An 18,545-nucleotide genomic window follows, 5' to 3' on the forward strand; every position below is an offset into this window, starting at 1 on the left:
TCATATCACTACATTATTAATGCAGAGTGGTATGAGCAAATATTAAATATGTTAATATGAAAAAGAACAACACATTAATCAAAAAGATTTTCACTTTGCTTATTCTGTTTGCCGTTGGCAGTAGCCTTCAGGCGCAGGAAAAACAAACTGCTGATACAACAATTCAATATCTGAACAGACTGATCTCATCTAAAGACTCCACAGATAAGACATTACTTCGAACTAAACTAGCGGATTTATCGAATGGAAAGACCGAAAAATCAGTTTTAATGGCAGCTAATTACTATTATCAGTTGGGAAATTCAAAGCAGTCAGAACTGCTGTATAAAGAGGTCGTATCCCGGTTCCCATTGGGAACACAGGCAAGACAGGAAGCTTCAAAAGGCTTTCACGAACTAAAAACTGCCAGCGAGGCCGAAGCAGCCTATAATACCTGGATAAAAAAGTTTCCACCAGAAAGTTTTGAAAACACTAAAGTTGATGACCGATTGGCCTATGATTATGTTCGGGCAATGATAGCTGGAAAATTTGCATCAGAAAAAAATGTGGCAAAGGCAAATTCTTATGCAAAAATGCTTGAGGTAGATTTCTGGAAAGGTAATGCATATTCAGGGTTAACAACTGCATTTTACAAAAATGGTGATTTGGCAAATGCTGAAATTTATGCTAAAATGGCTATGGATAACGCATTTTCTTATATTGATGGGAAACAGGGTGAGCAAAACTGGGCAAAATTTTCTGCCTCAGGTTATCCTGGCTTAACAAGTACTTATGCTAACATTCTATATGAAAGAAAAAAATACGATGAGGCATTGAAGTATTCTGAAATGGCCTATCAAAAAAGCACATCACTCAATCCTTCTTTAAATTACCGTTATGCCCAGATTTTGATGGGGTTGAACAGAAACCAGGAAGCTTATGATAAACTGGAGGAAGTGGTAAAAGCCGGAAAGGCAAACCCTAACATGGCAGAGGATTTTAAAAAACTATACATCAAATTAAAAGGCAACGATGCTGGGTTTGATGAATATGCATCAGCAATAAGAAAAAGCTACCTGGAGGTTTTAAGTAAAAAGCTGACAAAAGATATGGTAAAAGAAACTGCTGCAGGCTTTACTTTAACTGATCTTGGTGGCAAACAGGTTTCCCTATCAGACTACAAGGGCAAAATCGTAATTCTAGATTTCTGGGCTACCTGGTGCGGTCCTTGCAAAGCTTCATTCCCGGCAATGCAAATGGCTGTAAACAAATATAAGGATGATGAAAACGTTAAATTTCTTTTCATCCATACGTGGGAGCGCTCTGCTACTCCAACACAGGATGCAACTGAATACATCAACAGCATGAAATATAACTTTACAGTTTTAATGGACAATAAAGATTTACAAAGCAAAATCAATAAGGTGGTAAGCAGTTATAAAGTAAATGGTATACCAGCAAAATTTGTGATTGACGGTGCGGGCAACGTAAGGTTTAAACTGACAGGTTTTGATGGCAGTAATGAGGCAGCAGTAGATGAATTGACCATGATGATCGATATGGCGAAAAACAAATCGTAAATCATATAAAATCATTAATAGGATAGAAAAAGATTTTATATTAATTCTTAAGGTTTACTGGCCATTTGTCAAAAGTTAAACTTAAAGCTAGAAAATATTTCTGTGATAACCCTGAATGCCCAAGGAAAGTCTTTACCGAACGATTTGATTGTGAAATCAAACCTTAATACAGAAGGATGATCCGATCTAATGATCTTCTTACCCGAACGGCCCTTGAGCTTGGTGGCAATACAGGGGCCGTTATCAGCAGGTATGTCGGTATACCAGTAAGTTCATCCACAATATTGAGAATAGTAAAACGCTTGGATATCCAACCCAAAAAACTCACATCCGGTATTATTGGCGTAGATGATTGGGCGTTCAAAAAAGGAAAAACTTATGGGACTGTCATCGTCGATCTAGAAAAAAAAGAAGTTGTAGATCTGTTGTCGGATCATGAGTCTGCTACTTTATCCGAGTGGCTGAAGCAACATCCCGAGATAAAAACGGTTTCAAGAGATAGGTATGGGCCATACGCGCTAGGTATAAAAACAGGTGCACCTAATGCCAGTCAGGTTGCAGACCGCTTTCACTTATTTATGAATCTGGGGAATGCGACCAAAAGAATATTTAAATCGAAGGGAAAAGAACTCAGGGAGGCTTTTAAGATTTACAATGAACCGAAAGATCAGCCGCCAAAAGCCGTGGAGATTGAACCAGAGGTTCAAAATTCGATAAGCATTATAGCGGCTACTTTAACTACTGCCGATATTAGCATTGATAAGCAGCACAAATTCGAAAAAGTTAAAGTTCTCTTTGGGAAGGATATCTCTATATGACAGATTGCAATGACTGTAAAATTAAACCGAAAAACCGTAAGAAAATTATACTATGATGGAACAGCTGGTTAAAAGACAGGCTCATACCACGACAAAGCTGGATGCCTTTATTGATTTTTTTAATACAGGATAGGAATAGAGAAAAAACCTACAGAGAATTGCATAAAATAATTGTTGAAATGGGTTTTAATGGGAAGTACACCCAATTTTGCTATAAAATGAATGAGCTTAAGAGCAAGCAACCCGCTCTGAGACCGAAATCCACAGGCCCAATACTGGTAAAAACCTGGTCACCGACAAGATTATCACTTATGCTATACATGGAGCCCAATGAACTTAAAGCTGACGATATGGATTTTCTAAAGCTTTTATTTGAAAAATATCCGCAAATGAAAAAAATGGAAAAGTCAGTAAAAGGCTTTAAAAATCTATTTAAGGACAAAAAGGATGGAATGCTTAAAGCATGGATTGAAGAGGTGCTTGAATCAGATTGTGGCTTGAACAACTTTGGAAAAAATCTTTTGAAAGATTATGATGCAGTTAATAATGCGGTCATTACAAGCATAAGTAATGGACAGGTAAAAGGACAAGGTAATCGAATAAAAACAATAAAAAGAAAGATGTACGGTCACCAAAAGTGACGAAGAACCGGGATAGTAGCCACCTGATTCCGGTGCAAACTGTTCATCCGGCTTTTGTTCAAGGTCTTGGATTAGCGCACTGATGTGCGGTCAAAGATATCAAATTCATTTTCAGTTCAAATGTTCGGCATTGTGCCCAAGCGTTCAGCATCCGGTCACATCAGACAACTTTCCAGCGCTTCTGATCACTAATAGATCTCCAGGGCAGGCTTCTTATGATCACCACAATACCTTTCAAAAGCACGGCAACAATTTCCAGAATTTATTTTCGTTTTAAGGCGGTTTTAGACCGCAGGAAAGATTTTAGCGGGCAAGGATGACAAATGAAGCCAGCGGGTAAATCCGAGGCTTAAAAAGCTTAAAAATCAGCCGAATACACATTTTAAGGGGTAATCAGTGCACATTTTGGAGTGAAATGTAGTGACCACTATAGCAGGATAAAAAAGATTTGATACCTTTTCTTAAAAAAACCCTTTCAGCTGAAATATTCTAACAAAATATTCATTATAGTTGAAAGGGTTCTTTTTAATACTTACCATAAGAAGATTTATAAAGCCTCGATGAACATTTCCAACTGGTAAAATTTGATATAGAGAGAGTTTAAATCCTCGGATGATCAATAGTTTATTAGTTCCATAGCGGTTACAGTTAAGCCAATTTAAGTTATACTCTTCCATATTTCATCATTTGTTAGATTTACTGCTAATCGGTTTGATTCCTTGATGGGTCGGCGTAATGATTTTGATGGCTCCATCGTCCTCAAATCCCATTCTGTCAATACAGACTTCGCGATTATAACCAGCCTCTCTGCCCATATGGATTCCATGGGGGAAACTGAACCTGTGATAGATCATGTACCACTCATTTTTCCCTTTCACTTTGATGGTTGAATTATGGCCAGTCGCATATATCCCGTGTTCATCGATCCTACTCAAGATAATATTATCTTTCGGCGATATGATGCCCGAAAGCGGTGAATTGGAAGTGCCATATCTTACTCTATAATTTGGATCCCTGGTGTCGTTCTCGGACCAAAGGAAATAGTAGCGCCCGTCCCGATAAAAAACATGTGTACCTTCTGTATAGGATTTTGGTGTGAGTTCCTTTATCGTCTCTTTTTTAATTGAGATCATGTCGTCATTGAGTTCTGCACCAGCCATGAAGCCATTTCCCCAGAATAGATAAAACTTACCCGTTTTGGGGTCCTCAAAAACATCAGGGTCAATGGTTTGACCTTTTTTTAAAAATCCTTCTGGTCTGGTATCCAATAATGCTTTATCGGTATCTTTGAAAGGGCCCATGGGATGGTCTCCTACTGCAACCCCAATTTTCTTATCGGCGCAATAATAATAGAAATAGCGGTATTTACCTGAAATTATTCGTTCGATAATAGCAGGCGCCCAGGCGTTACCTTTGGCCCAGCTGACATCCTTCAAATTCAATACCTCCCCATCATCCCTCCAATTGGCCAGGTCAGAGGAAGAGAAGGATTTAAAATAAGTTCCAGACCAATTGGTGAAGCCATCACTGGTGGGATAAATATGATATCTTTTTGTCTTTTGTGAATAGATGATGTCCGGATCAGCGAATAGACCTGGGAGCACAGGGTTTCCCCACTTTTTGATAAAAACCTTCCATTCTTTTTCGCCTTTGCCCTGGATTGACATCCTGTATAAAACGGGTCCAGTATTAAAGTTTCCTTTTCCACGCGAGAAGCTAACCTTTGCAGTTGGAGTGATTTTAAGGTCAAATTTATCAAGGTCAAGATCAGGATGAACCGGGATGGTGATGACTGAATTGATCGTATCGATATCAATGTTATTCAATTTTACTCCTTTCGCTTTGGAAGTATAAAAAAGCTCGAACAGAACAGAGTCTGTCCGAAACTGTTCCTGTTGAGCTGCACACTTCAGGGAAAGTAAGATTGCGATGGCAATTGTAAAAATAATTTTCATGGAAATTTTTCGAAAAAACGCCTCAGCTATCGGAGGCAAGTAAATATTAAAAATAAAAAATAAAGGTGATGGTCACCATTTAAAATGAAGCAATGCCACTGCCTGCCTCTCCAAATCGATTTCGATCTCCAGTTGTCCATTCCTGACATTCATCGTTTTTGGTGCTGCTGACTGGGCGAGTTGACCTGTTTTTTGAAGTGCCCTGATCTGTGCGGTACTAGGATTCTGTGGGGAACCCATTTTTTTCCATAGTGCATAGGAATTACTGTGTTTACTATCAATCAGGTATGAACTTACGGTCATTCTTTTTACCTCAATTCCCTTGAGGTGAACTTTAACTTTCTCCGCCGCTCCGGGAATATCAAAGTCATGATAGTTCCAGAGCATGATGCCGGCTGATTTATCATCCTTTGAGGCTAAGGCTCCAATTTCTGTGGTTCCTGTACGAACACTGCTGTCCACAACATTGCTCAGCGATCTCATTCTACTTGCATCCACCAAAACGCGTTGACCGGACATTTTGCCAAACATGCGAAAAACATTTAGCACAGGTTTATCCACTCCGTTAGTTGACAGGTCTCGAAGCCCTGCAAACCAGGGCTGGTTTTCAAACTCGAATGACCAGCTGACTGCCCCTAAGAAATTAATGCCGTATTGATCTGCAAGCAGGTATTTCCTGGCAAAAGATGCCGCGGTATAACTACTGAACATGGTTCCGTTTCGATAAGCATTCTGGGGATCAGTTGCAATTCCACAGGCCGCACATCCTTCCGGATCACTCTCTCCAATAACGATAGGTATATTTTTAAATTCAGGAAATGAGGAAAGCATTTCAAATCCACTGGATATATCCTGAAGTTGTGTAGACATATCCATTTCAACCACCCCATTTTTCAACCTGGGTTCTCCTTTTGCGTGAAAAAGAAATAAATCCAAGGGTGCTCCTTTTTCTCCTGTTGCATAGTTAGTTCCGTTTTGACAATGCTCCAGAAAAGCCTTCATCCATTTTCGGGAACCTTCTTTGCGCGTCTGGGCAATATTTAATCCCCCTATTTTTGCAGTGGGCAAAGCGCGTTTTACTGCATCGGCAGTATGATCATAAAGCTTAAAATATTCTTCCATCGTTCCGCGCCAATATCCCGAGGGTTCATTCCAAAGCTGCCAATACCAGCTTTCCACTTCCTTTTTACCGTATCGGACAACGCTGTGGTTTACCCACTGAAAAATTAGTTCAGCCCATTTATGATAATCTTTGGGCGGATAAGCCCATCCTGTAATGAGCTTACGAAAAGGATCTCCGGGCTTCCAATCGTGCTGATAGGGCGTTGGCTTTGTGGACATCGCCTCAGGCATAAAACCAATCTGGGCAAGGGGTTTCATACCTCTTTGCACATAGCTGTCAAAGATCCGGTCAATGATTGTCCAGTTGTAGATTGGATTTACTTTGGCATCCTCTGTATATGCATTAGTTGATCCCCATTTAAGCGCAGGTTGTCCGTTGCCGGTGGTCAAAAGATTATGTGTACGAACATATACTGGCACCTCACTTAGCATGGAAAGTTCTGAGAGCAGTTTCTTTCCATCCTTCATGTAAGTATAATTTGGCTCATCGTAACCAAACCATGACCAGACAGGGCTCATCTGCCCTACTGGCCTGGAAAAGTCGACAGTAACTCGAGCTGGATTAGGCCTGCTGCCCTGAGCAAATGACTCAGGCAATACCATTACAGAGAGGAAAAAAATCAGGATGTATTGAATTTTTTTATTGCTTATCATGGTTTTAAAAGGTTATTTAATATTAAACTGGCGCATGTGGTCAGGCTAGGAAATAAGAAAATTGGCGATAATGTCATGAGCTAAAGATCAATGCCGCTGATTGGGCACCCCGTAAAGTCCGGGCGAACCCAGATCAACGAAAATTCTGTCTAGAATTACGCCTGGGTCAATTTTGATAATTTTTAAGGTATGTTTTCCCGCTTTCATCCAGATCTTTGGTGATTGTCTAATGGCAGAATTGGACAGTACATTTTCTTTCCATTCCTCGCTCCTTCCTACGGTTTCAAAATTCATAATCTGAATTTGCCCATTATCTATACTTAAGCCATAGCGCATGCCCAAGGTTTTGTTTATGGGATGGGTAGGCAACGTAAAAACAGATACAACCGCAGAGGTATCCTGAAATGTCTGGAATTCATATTCAATGAATGCAGCGCTGTTAAAATCATCACCATCCTTAGTGGCCCTCTGCGGTAAAGGTTCAAGTGGCAGCGCCTGCAGAGATGAACCGGTAGACCCCAAATCATTAAGTAGTGACCATGTTCCGTTTTCCCCCGCAGAAATGCGAGCATAGGCTGCAGCAGGTAGGCTAACATGATGATCGTTCGCGAAAATCAGGCGTTTGTTAAATTGCGATATATCCTGACCATAACTTAATGGCACATTGATCAGATATTTCACAGCACCGTCACTTATTTCTATAATACCTTCAATGGAATGCTTGGGAACCTTTGAAAAGTCAACACTTACCCACAACCTTTGTTGACTAAACTGCCCCTTGCCGTGAAGTTCAATTTTTTTATGCTCCGTAATAATCCATTCGGCAGAGGGTGTGATGCTGATTTTAGCGGAGGATGACTGCAACAGAAATAAGTCTATAAAATATTTTTGCTTATTGTTTCGGTCGAAGCGGGGAAGCATTGACTTGTCTTTGACCTCAGTTGCCCCTTCGGGTAAAACGCCCCATAATCCCGGCTGTTGGGCGACTGGCCTAAATTTGGGAAGCTCATATGCTGGAAGGTTTCTGGGATTCATTGACATCATATGCTTCCATTTTCCATTGGCCAGGGTATCGTTATATTTTTCAGTGAGTTTTAGTATCCGTTCATAGGCGCCTCGCGATAGGTTTTCGAAATAACCAGTGATCTTTCTACCCTGCCTGGCGTATAAATTTGCCTTATCAGCATACAAAAACTTTTGGTTGATCAGGGATGCGCCAGTAAGTGGATATTCAATGAGTTCATACCAGGCATCCTTGCGATTTGAAGGCACAAGTTTACTTAATTTCCTGGCCTGCGCCTCCAGCGATAGATAAGTATCAACTCTTTGCTGCCCCTGATCTCCAAAGGCGGTGTGGTTATAACCGCTCTGTTTGGTTGGTGTGGTGGGCTCCGTCTGACTCCAGCCCATAAACTCCGGCCTGCGCTCAAATGCAAGTTGATAATATTTCCACATCATTTCATTCAGCTGTGGAGCCAGTTCAGCTCCAAATATCTGACCAAGCCACTTTTGCTGGTGCACCCTGACATCATTAGCTTTTATAAAGGGTGTGATATCGTAAGCCATGTCAGTAAATAACTGCAGGTCATATTCCGCTGGTTTGATATCCCCGATATTGATCGCCCATAAGTTACGTGCGCCTAAGAGATAAGCTTTAGTCATTTCTTCTCTGATCAATCCAGGATGAGTGCTGGATAACCAAAGGTAATCATGCGGACGACCCCAGTAAGATGCATGATAGTAAACGCCCGACCCTCCTTTGCGTTTTTGTTCATCTTCATTGCTGAGTCTCTGAATATATCCATAATTATCATCCGGCCACACCAGCGTGATATCTTCAGGTACTTTCAGCCCGGCCTCGTAATTGTCCAGCACTTCTTTATAAATCGTCAATACCTGCGGTACCTGAGCAGCATCAGGATTCACATGTCTGGACAACAGCGTCCGTTGGTCTTTAAAAATATTCTCCAGCACGGGAACGGCCTGCTCTGGGCTTTCCACGCCCTCCATAGCGCCGTCGTGAATGCCCCTCATCCCCATGGTATAGATGACATTATTGGATTTACTATCTTTTATCCTACTCTCCCAATAATCGTACACTTTTTTCCTGTTGGACAGGTAATTGAAATGCCCCATCGTTTTTTCATCCCACTCGCCAACATTGTTTCTCAACATTGGTTCGGCATGTGAAGAGCCTACAATGATTTGAAAGTCCCTGGCCATGGCAATATTGCCCGGATAGGTATAGAAAGCCTTTGTACTGGGATGCATCGCCGGCCAGATCAGATTAGCTTTGAGACGAAGGAGGAGCTCAAAAACCTTTTGATAAGTTTTTGGCCCGATGTCGCCGGTTTCAGGTTCAAACGTTTTGGCCGCCCAGGGTTGTAATCCCCAGTCTTCATCATTGATAAAAATTCCGCGATACTTTACTGTTGGTTCATTTGAAGTATAAGGAGGGACATCTATCTTCAGCTTTCTTTTTCTTACCGGAGTAACATCCGCCCACCAATACCATGGCGACACTCCAATTTTTTCTGAAATCGAAAACACCCCGTAAGCGGTTCCCCTGACATCACTCCCTGTTATCACCAGCGCTTGATTAATTCCTTTTACCGGATTGCTGAGAATTTCCAACTTATAGGATTCCCATTTACTTTGCAGGGATGAAAGTTCGGTTTTCAATCCCTTAATTAGCATGGAATTAGCCGTACCGATTATAATGACTTTTCCCTTTGCGCTGTTCAGGTTATCATAAACCTTTGGCCGATATCCGAACACGGCTTGTATATCATTTGCAAGTAGGTTGGCACTAATGGAGTTAAGCTTAGGATCATCAGGTGCATACACGATTGAAAGATCATTTTGCTTACTCTTAAATTCAAACTTTTGGGCCAGGGCAAATTGTGATGTGAAAAGAAAAAATATCAAGGCTAAAATTTGGATGCATGATTTAAACTCACATTGAATAGTTTCAGCGACGAAGTAAGATATGGGATCAACGCTGTATAAAATCGATGTAGATCGTGTGTTATAGCATTTCATCATTTTATTTTTTTCTTTAGCATGGTTCATTGTTATTTACTGTTTGCGATAATCCACTAATATTTGATGTGCTTTGAATTAACTACACTGAAAAATCGGCTTTTTTAAAAACATCAATACCGAATATTTCTTTTTCAGCGCTTAATGATAAGCTTATCGAAAGAGAAAGATGTACCGGTACTTCCATATAGATTTTTTCTTTTGTCTGACCAATTACTTTTCTCGCCTGTGATCATTACAGACAATGTGTATTTTCCTTTTTTAAGCAAAGGAGTGATGTATTTAAGTGACGAATTTGCATACTTACTATAATTATCTACGAGATTTGATAGCAGTAGTTTTCCTTTTGCATCGGTGAGCTCAATGTTAACGTACCCTCCGGAAGGACTGGAAAAACCATAAAGGGCAGCCTGTATACCTTCAAAGCTGACTGTAAAGGAGTTGCCTTTGACCGCTGAAGAAGTCAATGTAATACGATCATTAGTTAGCTGCCATTCTCCATTGTATCGGATGCGGTGATGATCACTATTTACAATCGTGTCTCCGATGATCTTATCTGGAACAAACTTGCCGTTAGGGCATATTCTCCAGCTATCATACCATTCGGACATCGACAGGTTTGTATCGATAAAACTTAAAGGTTGCCAGACATAAGTAGCTGCACTGGCTTGTTTGGGATAGGACCATCTGTCACCCATGAACATAAACGTAGTATCTTTGGCGCTTATGATTGGTAAGACGAAAGTAGTCTGGGAATTCCGGGTAAGGCTTCCAGGGGGTGAGAAAAACCCTTTTTTGCTCCATGGACCGCTAAGTTTATTTGATGTATAATAGTAATTGTCATTTCGCTCCCAGCTGGTCAAATCTGAGCCCAAAAAATAATAGACATTGTCCTTTTTTAACATGGCGGGTGATTCAAATCCCGGCGTCATGTTCCCGTTGACCTTTTTAACAATACTTTTGTAGTCCGCACTGAGTTCATATATCTCTCCTCCATGAATCAGCAGATACCCTGAGCCGTCATTGTCCTGAAAAGTTCCCATATCCCATTTGCGAATAGCCTGTCCGTTAAACATCAACGGACCCCGAAACCGGTAAGGGCCTGTAACGGATGAAGATGTGGCATAGCCGATAAACTGATCGGTATAACCCAAAGTATCTACATGCATGAACATCACATATTCTCCCGTTTCTGGGCTCTTCATGACTTTAGCACGCTCACCGATTCGTTTAGGGCCAAGTTTTCCTGATGTTTGCCTGGGAAGTGCCAGACGCTCGAATTTCCAGCTGATCAGATCAGCAGAAGAATAGCAGTTAAAACCTTCAAAAACATTGCTGGTGTCTGAATGTTTCTCGCCAAATAGATAATACCTTCTACCCTCTTTTATGATACAAGCGCCGTGTGCGCTCAAGGTGTTGCCGTTATTATCAACGAGTGGAACACCTGAATGAATCGCCTGATATTTGTAACGCTGCTGTGCGCTGGCAGTAAAAGGAAACCACAGGGCAAGAATTAAAATCACCTGCATTATTCTATTGATATTACTTTTCATTTTTTCTGCTTTAGGTCAAAAAATATTTATGATTAATAATCCTTTAACCGACGGTTATACATCGTGGCTGATATGTTTCTTGCGGCATTTATCATTTCTGGATATGGCCGATCGCAGATATCCACAAAACCAATCTGGTAATTTTCTCCATCATTTCTGGCAGAATACACCTGATCACTATACTGAAACCAGTGTGCGCCGACAAACCTGGGATCTTTAATAGCCTGATTAAGAAAGTGTGCATATACTCTACTGCGTTGGGTCTGGTTGGATACTGCACGCAGTCCGGGATGGGGTAACCCCCTATCGAGCGCACCGAAATGGTATTCGCCGATGATAATCGGCCGATCCATTCCATCGGTTTGATTAAAATCTGAAACATTATAGTCGTAGTAGTTGATACTGATCACATCGCAATATTTTGCTGCAGCTTTGAAAGCAGTTGGGCTGAAGTTTGGACTATTGGTACGGCAGCCTAGATAAAGCTTATCGGGAGCCACCGAATCAAGCACTTGCTGTATCGTACTGAAATAATCATTTATTGCTTCTTCCGAATGTTTTACCGGCCACCCGAGTTCGTTGTCGACAAAAAATCCAATACACCATGGATCATTTACGGCAAGGGCAATGTCCTGGCGACTGAGTTTTTGAGCAAATACCCTGCGCAGTTCCTGCCGATTAATACTGTCAGGGAGCGGATTGGAAATGCCGGATCTAATTTCAATGGTATAGGGAGTTTTATTAAAATGATACAGATAAGGATCTGAATTAGCGGCCATAGTATTTACTCCCCAGCTTCTCAGCCTTTGATGAGTGACCATAGCAATGGTGTCACGAAGCTGATCTGACCATGGTTGAGCATATTTACGCACGAGATTGGCCCGCAAAAAATCGCCATCTGGGGGGATGTGCGTAAAATAATGCTCCCGCTGGACAGTAGGGGTACGCTGCGAAGGACTGACAATATTAATGCCATTGGACCAAAAGAGTTTGCCTAACGGATCTACAAGCCACCATTTGCCCTGGTATTTTTCAACCCGGAAATGTCCCGAGGCATGCAATGTGGGACCATCGCCCCAGCCCCCATACTTATCCCACCCGCGTGGTGATGGCTTTTGCAGCAATTCCGCTGATTCGGTATATTTCTGATCGTATATATTTTGGACGGACTTGACCTTTCCAGACCAATCGTTATGACGATACTGCCCAAAATCGTCTAAGAAAGGAAAAAAAGAGTCACTGAGCACCAACGCCGATGGAAGACTGTAATTTCCTGTGGCACGTATAGCTATGATGCCAATATCGCAATCCTGTTGGGAACGGGTTTTAAAGATGCTGATATTGGTAATTCTTTTTAGGTTTAAATTTTCTTTTCGCCGTACATATCCCCCTGGCAGACCGTACATTCCCTTAAAGTACCGACCAATATATGAAGGCAGACTGTCTGCCGATCGGCTTAAGGTAATCAATAAGGTATCTGTCTCTCCCGGCTCAAGTATGATCATGCTCCGATAGTAAAATTTGGCGCCATCTGCCAAGGTAAGTTTATGATTATTAGCATCTGAACATTGTGCCTCAATGGCAACTGGAATTGCCCCAAAGTTCTTCAGGGTGATGGATATACCGATCGATTGAGACAAGTCGACTGGCGGAAAGGAGAACTCTGCTTTTGCCCGCTCGGCCTTGTGTCCGAGAAAAAGCCGCATTGTTGATTTCCCTGCCAAATCCACAACTTTTGCATCAGCATCAGTCAGGATCAATCGCTGCCCGGCTTTTCGCTCGGTAGGGTCAATAATTTGCGCAGCATGTTTTAACTGCGCAAGCGCGGGTGGAATCATTAAAAACCATATTATCAGCGCTGTGGCAATGCGATTTATATATTTCGGGGCGTACATCATAGTGCTCAAATATGTTTTTATTAAGCGATCAGCAAGTAGAATAAAAGCAGCGTTGAAGCCCAGTGCGTCAGTGAATGCTAAATTGCATCAACCAACGCATGGACTTCTTGAGGCGTCACAAAGTCAAGACTGTATGGATTGCACCTACAGCGCCGATTATATTTTGTAAGAAATTAAATTTCTCAATATCCATTATTCTGTGGATAGCCACCTGTGTTCCGGTCAATAAATATCTGGGGAATTGGGCGGAGATAGTATTTATCCAGAACGCCAGCGGGATTGGCATTCTTGGTCAGAATATTCTGACTAAATGCACGTTCCAGTCTGCGGGTACGTTTTAAGTCAAACCATCTTTTGTATTCACCAGCCAGCTCGCGTGCACGCTCGTCCAGAATAAAATCGATGTTAACCTCAGCTGCCGTAATGGACAGTGATTGACCTGATTTTGCTGCGCGCTGTCTGACTGCGTTGAGTTTATCTGCCGACTTGCTCAGCTGACCGCTTTTAAAATAAGCCTCTGCAGCAATCAGATAGGTTTCGGCTAAACGAAACAGAAAGACGTCTTTTGAACCGGTGTATAGGTTTTCACTACTACTTCCCGGAAGGGCGGCAGTGGGATCATAGAATTTATTAATCATTGGAAATTTCTCTGCTCCACCAATGCCAGCAAATGCCTGTTTCCATTGATCAAACCTAATTACCTGCACATTTGGGTTAGCGACTTTTAGCGTTGCCTCATCCGCAGCACTGAATGGCTGATCGGGATAGGGAAAGAAGAATCTTAAATCGCCGACTTTAACGGCAGAGGTTGCTAAGACGTCTGCTTTGGTCGCAAAAAAACGGCTCGAAAATGTTACATCATAACGGGCATCTGCAGTAGTATTGTATAAGGTATATAAAAATTGTGTAGGCATGAATTCAGAGCTCCGGCGATTATAGTCCTTTAGTGATGAAGTTTCATCAAAGCCTTTTTCACGCCATAATCTCCAGCCAAAAAGAATATTTTGCCCATTTCCGGCTCCGCCTGGTAGCGGCTCATACTGAACAGCAAAAACAATCTCGCGGTTGCGTTCATTGCCCGATCTAAAAACTTCGGCAAATGTTGGCTGTAGGGCATAGGATGTATTTGCGATCACTTCTTCAGCCAACAGGGCTGATTTTTCGAAGTCTGTGCTCACTGCAAATGTCTTATACCCCCTGGTCAGGTGCAATAAAGAAAGAAAGTGCTTTGCGGCAGCCTGCGTTACCCGGCCAGTTTCTACCTGTGTCGGATTTACGGATAGGCTGGGAAGCGCGGCATTGATTTCAGAAATCATAAATTCATATATCTGCTGCTCTGTATTTGGTTCAAAGCGTGTAACCGGAGCAGTGAACTGCTCTTGGACCAAGGGTATGGCACCAAAATTTTCCACCAGAAGATAGTAAAAATAGGCGCGGATAAATTTCACTTCCGCTATCCTGCGATCTTTCTGAGCCTGCGTCAAATCCGGAATGCTTCCGGCAGTGTTTATTGCATTATTACAGATCTGAATACCACTGTAGGAGCGGGTAAAGAAGTTGCTGATGTAGGAATTATCGGCGGTAAGCGCCCTGTACTCATTAATCTGAATTGCTGGAGGCTCATTGGAAACACCGCTGACCAGCTCGCTTTCCCCACGGGTAATTAAATCTGTTCCCCATTCAAATAACGCAGGATTTGTGCTATAGATTGGTTTCAAAGATGCATAACAAGCATTAACCAATGATTCGAAACCTTTTGCGTCCTTATAATAGTTTTGAGCGGTGATACCGCTCAGGTTTTCTTCCTGAAGGTATTTTTTACATGAGGTTGTACTGATCACCAGAAGTGTGATCAATAAATAAAATATCTTTTTCATAATAATGAGTCAATGTTTAAATACCGATATTCAATCCGAATAAATATGTTGATGTACTAATCGCTGTACCGTATGTGTTCTGAGAAGCCCACTCGGGATCAAATCCCTGATAATCCGTGAACAGCAGTGGATTATTCGCCGTAGCATACATCCGGACACTGCTTAAGCGAACCTTATCCACTAACTTTTTCGGAAAGGTGTAGCCAAGAGTGACGTTGTTTACGCGGAGAAAGTTAGTTTTCTGATAGTAAATTGCATTCACAAAAGGCCCTGGATTCCCTGGTTGAAAATTTGTCTGTGAAGGGTTGGTTGCTGTCCAGTAATCAACTTTCAACTGATTATACACTTGATTGTAATTTTTGAAACCCCCATCAAAACTGCTATTGAATTGTTCCCCCTGACGGGTATAAAGTAAGACATATAGGTCCAGATTACCATATTTGAATGTATTTCCAAATGAGCCCGTCCAACTTGGAATGCGCTTACCGATAATCTGCCTATCGTTGGTATTGATTACCCCGTTTCCGTCACGATCTTTAACGCGAACCTGACCGGGACGCTGACCATAACTTGCCGCCAGTGCAGCCTCATTTGTCTGCCATATTCCCTCAAATTCATAATCATAATTCACCAGCACGGGATGTCCGATGAAGAGCAGGCTACCCAAATCATCTTTCTGCCCATTCGCCGTTTCCAGCACTTTATTGGAATTGATGTCCAGAACAAAATCAGACATCCAGGTAAATTTGCCCAGCTTTAAGTTGATGGTATTCAGCCCAACTTCAAGTCCCCTGTTTCGTAATTTGCCGAGATTATCCATTACTGAGGAAAAACCAGCAGGTGGTGGAAGCGGACGGTTACCGATAATATTGTCTATTTTACGGTCATACATATCAATGCTTCCAGAGATCCGGTTATTGAAAAATCCAAAATCTATACCAAAGTTGATCTCTTTGGTGGTCTCCCAGGTGAGATTTTGATTGGCCAGACGATTTGGTGAGTAACCCAATGCTAAAATACTTCCGAAGTAATAGCTACTGGATCCCAGGGTGGCCTGTGTATCATATGGATTAACCCTATCATTACCTGATTTTCCGTAACTCAAACGGAATTTCAAGTTGCTGATGGCAGAGATATTCTTGATAAATGTCTCTTCAGACGCTCTCCATGCTAATGAGGCAGATGGAAAAAAGCCCCATTTATTGCCTTCGGATAATCTGGATGACCCGTCTGCTGTTCCGGAAACAGTTAATAAATATTTATCCCTGAACGAATAGTTCACTCTTGCAACGTTTGAAACAAGATTGAATCTAATATAATTCGAGGTTACCGTTGGTCCTCTGAAAGTTCCATTTGGATCGGTATTTGTTGCAGAACCTAAGTTATACCATAAAGATCGAAACGGAAGGTTGTATGCTGATATTGAGCCAGTTTCTGAGCGATCATTCTGAACACTGCTTACTGCGGTTGCTGTTATTTTGTGCACATTATTAAAAGTCCGCTCATAGGTAAGCTGATTGGTCCATACCAAAGTAAGTTGTTCACCTGTTGTATAGGTTCCGGCGCGATAGCTTCCGTTTCCAGCACCTTCTTTGGATTCAATATCAAAAAACGTCCCGTTTCTTGATCGGTAAAAATTAGGAGATAAACTGGTCCTAAAAGAAATATATTTTACAGGATCAACCTGTAGATACAAATTTCCGAACATCCGGTAGTTGCGATTTTCCCGAAGGTCATTTAACTGATCAAAGAGTGGGTTTGTGACACCATCGGCACCCAAAACCCTAAATACTGGATTTCCCGCTGCATCATTAGGGGAAACAGTCGCCGGCAGACGATATGCAGAACGCAAAGCCTCCGAGCTGCCCAAATTTTGAAGGTTTTGGTTGGCGTAAAAGCTAATTCCTGCTTTGAAGGTATTGTTGATGGTCCGGTCGATGCTTCCCCTGAAAGAATATCGTTTGAAATCTTCCGGAGAAACATTTCCTTCCTCCCTGAGTAACCCTGCACCAAAAGAAAAACGCGTTTTATCATCCCCCCCACTCACCGCAAGGTTATGGTTCATCTGCAAACCATTTTGCTGCACTAAACCCGGCCAGTCTGTGAAGGTGTTGGAACTGGCGTATGATGGGAGCGCATTCAATACGGCGGCCGTTGCTCCTCTGCCCCTTAAATACTGTTCTTCCAGAAAAGTACGATACTCAGTCGCATCAAAAAATTCAGGCAGATTATTAGGTCTACGACTACCCAGATAGCCATCATAGGTGATCGTGGTTTTACCTGCCTTGCCTCTTTTCGTGGTAATAATGACTACCCCTTTTGCACCGCGTGAGCCATAGATTGCGGTCGCCGAGGCATCTTTTAATACATCCATTTTTTCGATATCAGCAGGATTAATATCATTCAGTCCTGAAGTTGTGGGTATGCCATCAATAACCAAAAGGGGAGAATTGGCTCCTGTGAAGGAACTTGTTCCCCTTATACTCACACTGTATCCGGATCCCGGTTTTCCGACATTTTTGACCACGACCGCCCCTGGCGTCTGTCCCTGTAATGCCCCAGTTGCATCCGTTGTTGCTGCCCTGGTAATTACGCTGGAATTGACAGAAGAAATTGCCCCGGTAACATCAGATTTTCGCTGCGTGCCATAACCTACAACGACTACATCTGTCAGATTGCCCGCAGATGGCTTCAAACGAATAGTCAGCGTTTCCTGATCACCCACTATAATCTCTTGGGTGATATAACCGATATAAGCGATGGTCAACACTGCATTATCAGGTGCATCGATTCGGAAAGCCCCATTGGCATCCGTAATACTTCCCCCCTTTTCCACACCTTTGATTTTAATAGTGACTCCGACCATGGGTTGACCGGTTTCGTCGAGCACTTTTCCTGTGATCAGCGCTCTGAGGTTTTCCGTAACCCTTGGAACAATGACAATCAAATCATTTTCTAAATGTCTATATGTAAACGAAGTGCCTTCCAGAAGTCTGGTGACCAGAGTTAATACTTCTTCATTCTGCGCATTGACTACATCAAATTTTTTGGTAGGGATTTTAAATTCCCCAAAAAGAAACCTGTATTTGGTTTTTTTCTCAACTTCTGAGGCCACTCTTTTGAAATCTACTGACTTCAAATCAAGGCTTACTCTGGACTGTGCATATCCGGCTGCAAACAACTGAAAATTAAACGCCACAATCAGCAGGAGGGTCAATTTCATAATCAATAGTAATTTATTTAGGCAATAGGATTGCCTAACACACGTGTAGTGCGTAAAAAATTTCATAACTTTACTTCGTTAAAGGTGAAAGAAATCAGGCTCCCTTGGACAGTAGCCTATCTTAATTAATCGTCTTTGGTACATTCGGGGATATATTATCCCCGTTTTTTTTGGAGCACTATTGCTGGTTCATATTTGGCTAT

At 42.0% G+C, this 18,545-nt stretch carries 10 protein-coding genes; 3 read left to right on the forward strand and 7 right to left on the reverse strand.

Annotation, left to right across the window (positions count from 1 at the left end; all coding sequences use genetic code 11):
• The first annotated feature begins 56 nt into the window (after nt 1–56).
• The 3 genes from OQZ33_RS03925 to OQZ33_RS03935 all read left to right on the forward strand — a co-directional run bounded on the left by OQZ33_RS03925 (nt 57) and on the right by OQZ33_RS03935 (nt 3,018).
• Nucleotides 57–1,559 carry a redoxin domain-containing protein gene (locus OQZ33_RS03925; protein ID WP_265797754.1) on the forward strand — a complete coding sequence of 501 codons (1,503 nt, stop codon included), beginning with the start codon at nt 57–59 and terminating at the stop codon, nt 1,557–1,559.
• A 176-nt stretch (nt 1,560–1,735) separates the two neighbouring features.
• Nucleotides 1,736–2,377 (forward strand): transposase, encoded by a 642-nt coding sequence (locus tag OQZ33_RS03930; RefSeq protein WP_265797755.1) that lies wholly within the window; start codon nt 1,736–1,738, stop codon nt 2,375–2,377.
• 320 nt (nt 2,378–2,697) lie between these two features.
• Nucleotides 2,698–3,018, forward strand: coding sequence for a transposase (locus OQZ33_RS03935; protein ID WP_416338740.1), 321 nt, complete (start codon nt 2,698–2,700; stop codon nt 3,016–3,018).
• 683 nt (nt 3,019–3,701) lie between these two features.
• On the opposite strand, the gene OQZ33_RS03940 is transcribed toward OQZ33_RS03935, so the two are convergent.
• From OQZ33_RS03940 to OQZ33_RS03970, 7 genes are all read right to left on the reverse strand, one after another.
• Nucleotides 3,702–4,973, reverse strand: coding sequence for a family 43 glycosylhydrolase (locus OQZ33_RS03940; protein ID WP_265797756.1), 1,272 nt, complete (start codon nt 4,971–4,973; stop codon nt 3,702–3,704).
• A gap of 72 nt (nt 4,974–5,045) precedes the next feature.
• Nucleotides 5,046–6,749 (reverse strand): GH39 family glycosyl hydrolase, encoded by a 1,704-nt coding sequence (locus tag OQZ33_RS03945; RefSeq protein ID WP_265797757.1) that lies wholly within the window; start codon nt 6,747–6,749, stop codon nt 5,046–5,048.
• A gap of 87 nt (nt 6,750–6,836) precedes the next feature.
• Complete coding sequence (locus OQZ33_RS03950; protein WP_265797758.1) at nt 6,837–9,677, reverse strand: glycosyl hydrolase 115 family protein; 2,841 nt, start codon at nt 9,675–9,677, stop codon at nt 6,837–6,839.
• 248 nt (nt 9,678–9,925) lie between these two features.
• Nucleotides 9,926–11,344: a family 43 glycosylhydrolase gene (locus tag OQZ33_RS03955; RefSeq protein WP_265797760.1), complete on the reverse strand. Its 1,419-nt coding sequence runs from the start codon at nt 11,342–11,344 to the stop codon at nt 9,926–9,928.
• 32 nt (nt 11,345–11,376) lie between these two features.
• Nucleotides 11,377–13,182 (reverse strand): hypothetical protein, encoded by a 1,806-nt coding sequence (locus OQZ33_RS03960; protein ID WP_265797761.1) that lies wholly within the window; start codon nt 13,180–13,182, stop codon nt 11,377–11,379.
• A gap of 242 nt (nt 13,183–13,424) precedes the next feature.
• Nucleotides 13,425–15,119: a RagB/SusD family nutrient uptake outer membrane protein gene (locus tag OQZ33_RS03965; protein WP_265797762.1), complete on the reverse strand. Its 1,695-nt coding sequence runs from the start codon at nt 15,117–15,119 to the stop codon at nt 13,425–13,427.
• Nucleotides 15,120–15,135: 16 nt separating this feature from the next.
• Complete coding sequence (locus OQZ33_RS03970) at nt 15,136–18,342, reverse strand: SusC/RagA family TonB-linked outer membrane protein (protein WP_265797763.1); 3,207 nt, start codon at nt 18,340–18,342, stop codon at nt 15,136–15,138.
• Nucleotides 18,343–18,545 lie beyond the last annotated feature (203 nt).

Origin of the sequence: Pedobacter sp. MC2016-05, from assembly GCF_026239735.1 — a bacterium.
Taxonomy (GTDB): domain Bacteria; phylum Bacteroidota; class Bacteroidia; order Sphingobacteriales; family Sphingobacteriaceae; genus Pedobacter.

What these genes read in the sequence shown, in the direction of transcription:
- OQZ33_RS03925 (WP_265797754.1), top strand. Translation starts at nt 57, where the DNA reads ATGAAAAAGAACAACACATTAATCAAAAAGATTTTCACTTTGCTTATT.
- OQZ33_RS03930 (WP_265797755.1), top strand. Translation starts at nt 1,736, where the DNA reads ATGATCCGATCTAATGATCTTCTTACCCGAACGGCCCTTGAGCTTGGT.
- OQZ33_RS03935 (WP_416338740.1), top strand. Translation starts at nt 2,698, where the DNA reads ATGGAGCCCAATGAACTTAAAGCTGACGATATGGATTTTCTAAAGCTT.
- OQZ33_RS03940 (WP_265797756.1), bottom strand. Translation starts at nt 4,973, where the DNA reads ATGAAAATTATTTTTACAATTGCCATCGCAATCTTACTTTCCCTGAAG.
- OQZ33_RS03945 (WP_265797757.1), bottom strand. Translation starts at nt 6,749, where the DNA reads ATGATAAGCAATAAAAAAATTCAATACATCCTGATTTTTTTCCTCTCT.
- OQZ33_RS03955 (WP_265797760.1), bottom strand. Translation starts at nt 11,344, where the DNA reads ATGAAAAGTAATATCAATAGAATAATGCAGGTGATTTTAATTCTTGCC.
- OQZ33_RS03960 (WP_265797761.1), bottom strand. Translation starts at nt 13,182, where the DNA reads ATGATTCCACCCGCGCTTGCGCAGTTAAAACATGCTGCGCAAATTATT.
- OQZ33_RS03965 (WP_265797762.1), bottom strand. Translation starts at nt 15,119, where the DNA reads ATGAAAAAGATATTTTATTTATTGATCACACTTCTGGTGATCAGTACA.
- OQZ33_RS03970 (WP_265797763.1), bottom strand. Translation starts at nt 18,342, where the DNA reads ATGAAATTGACCCTCCTGCTGATTGTGGCGTTTAATTTTCAGTTGTTT.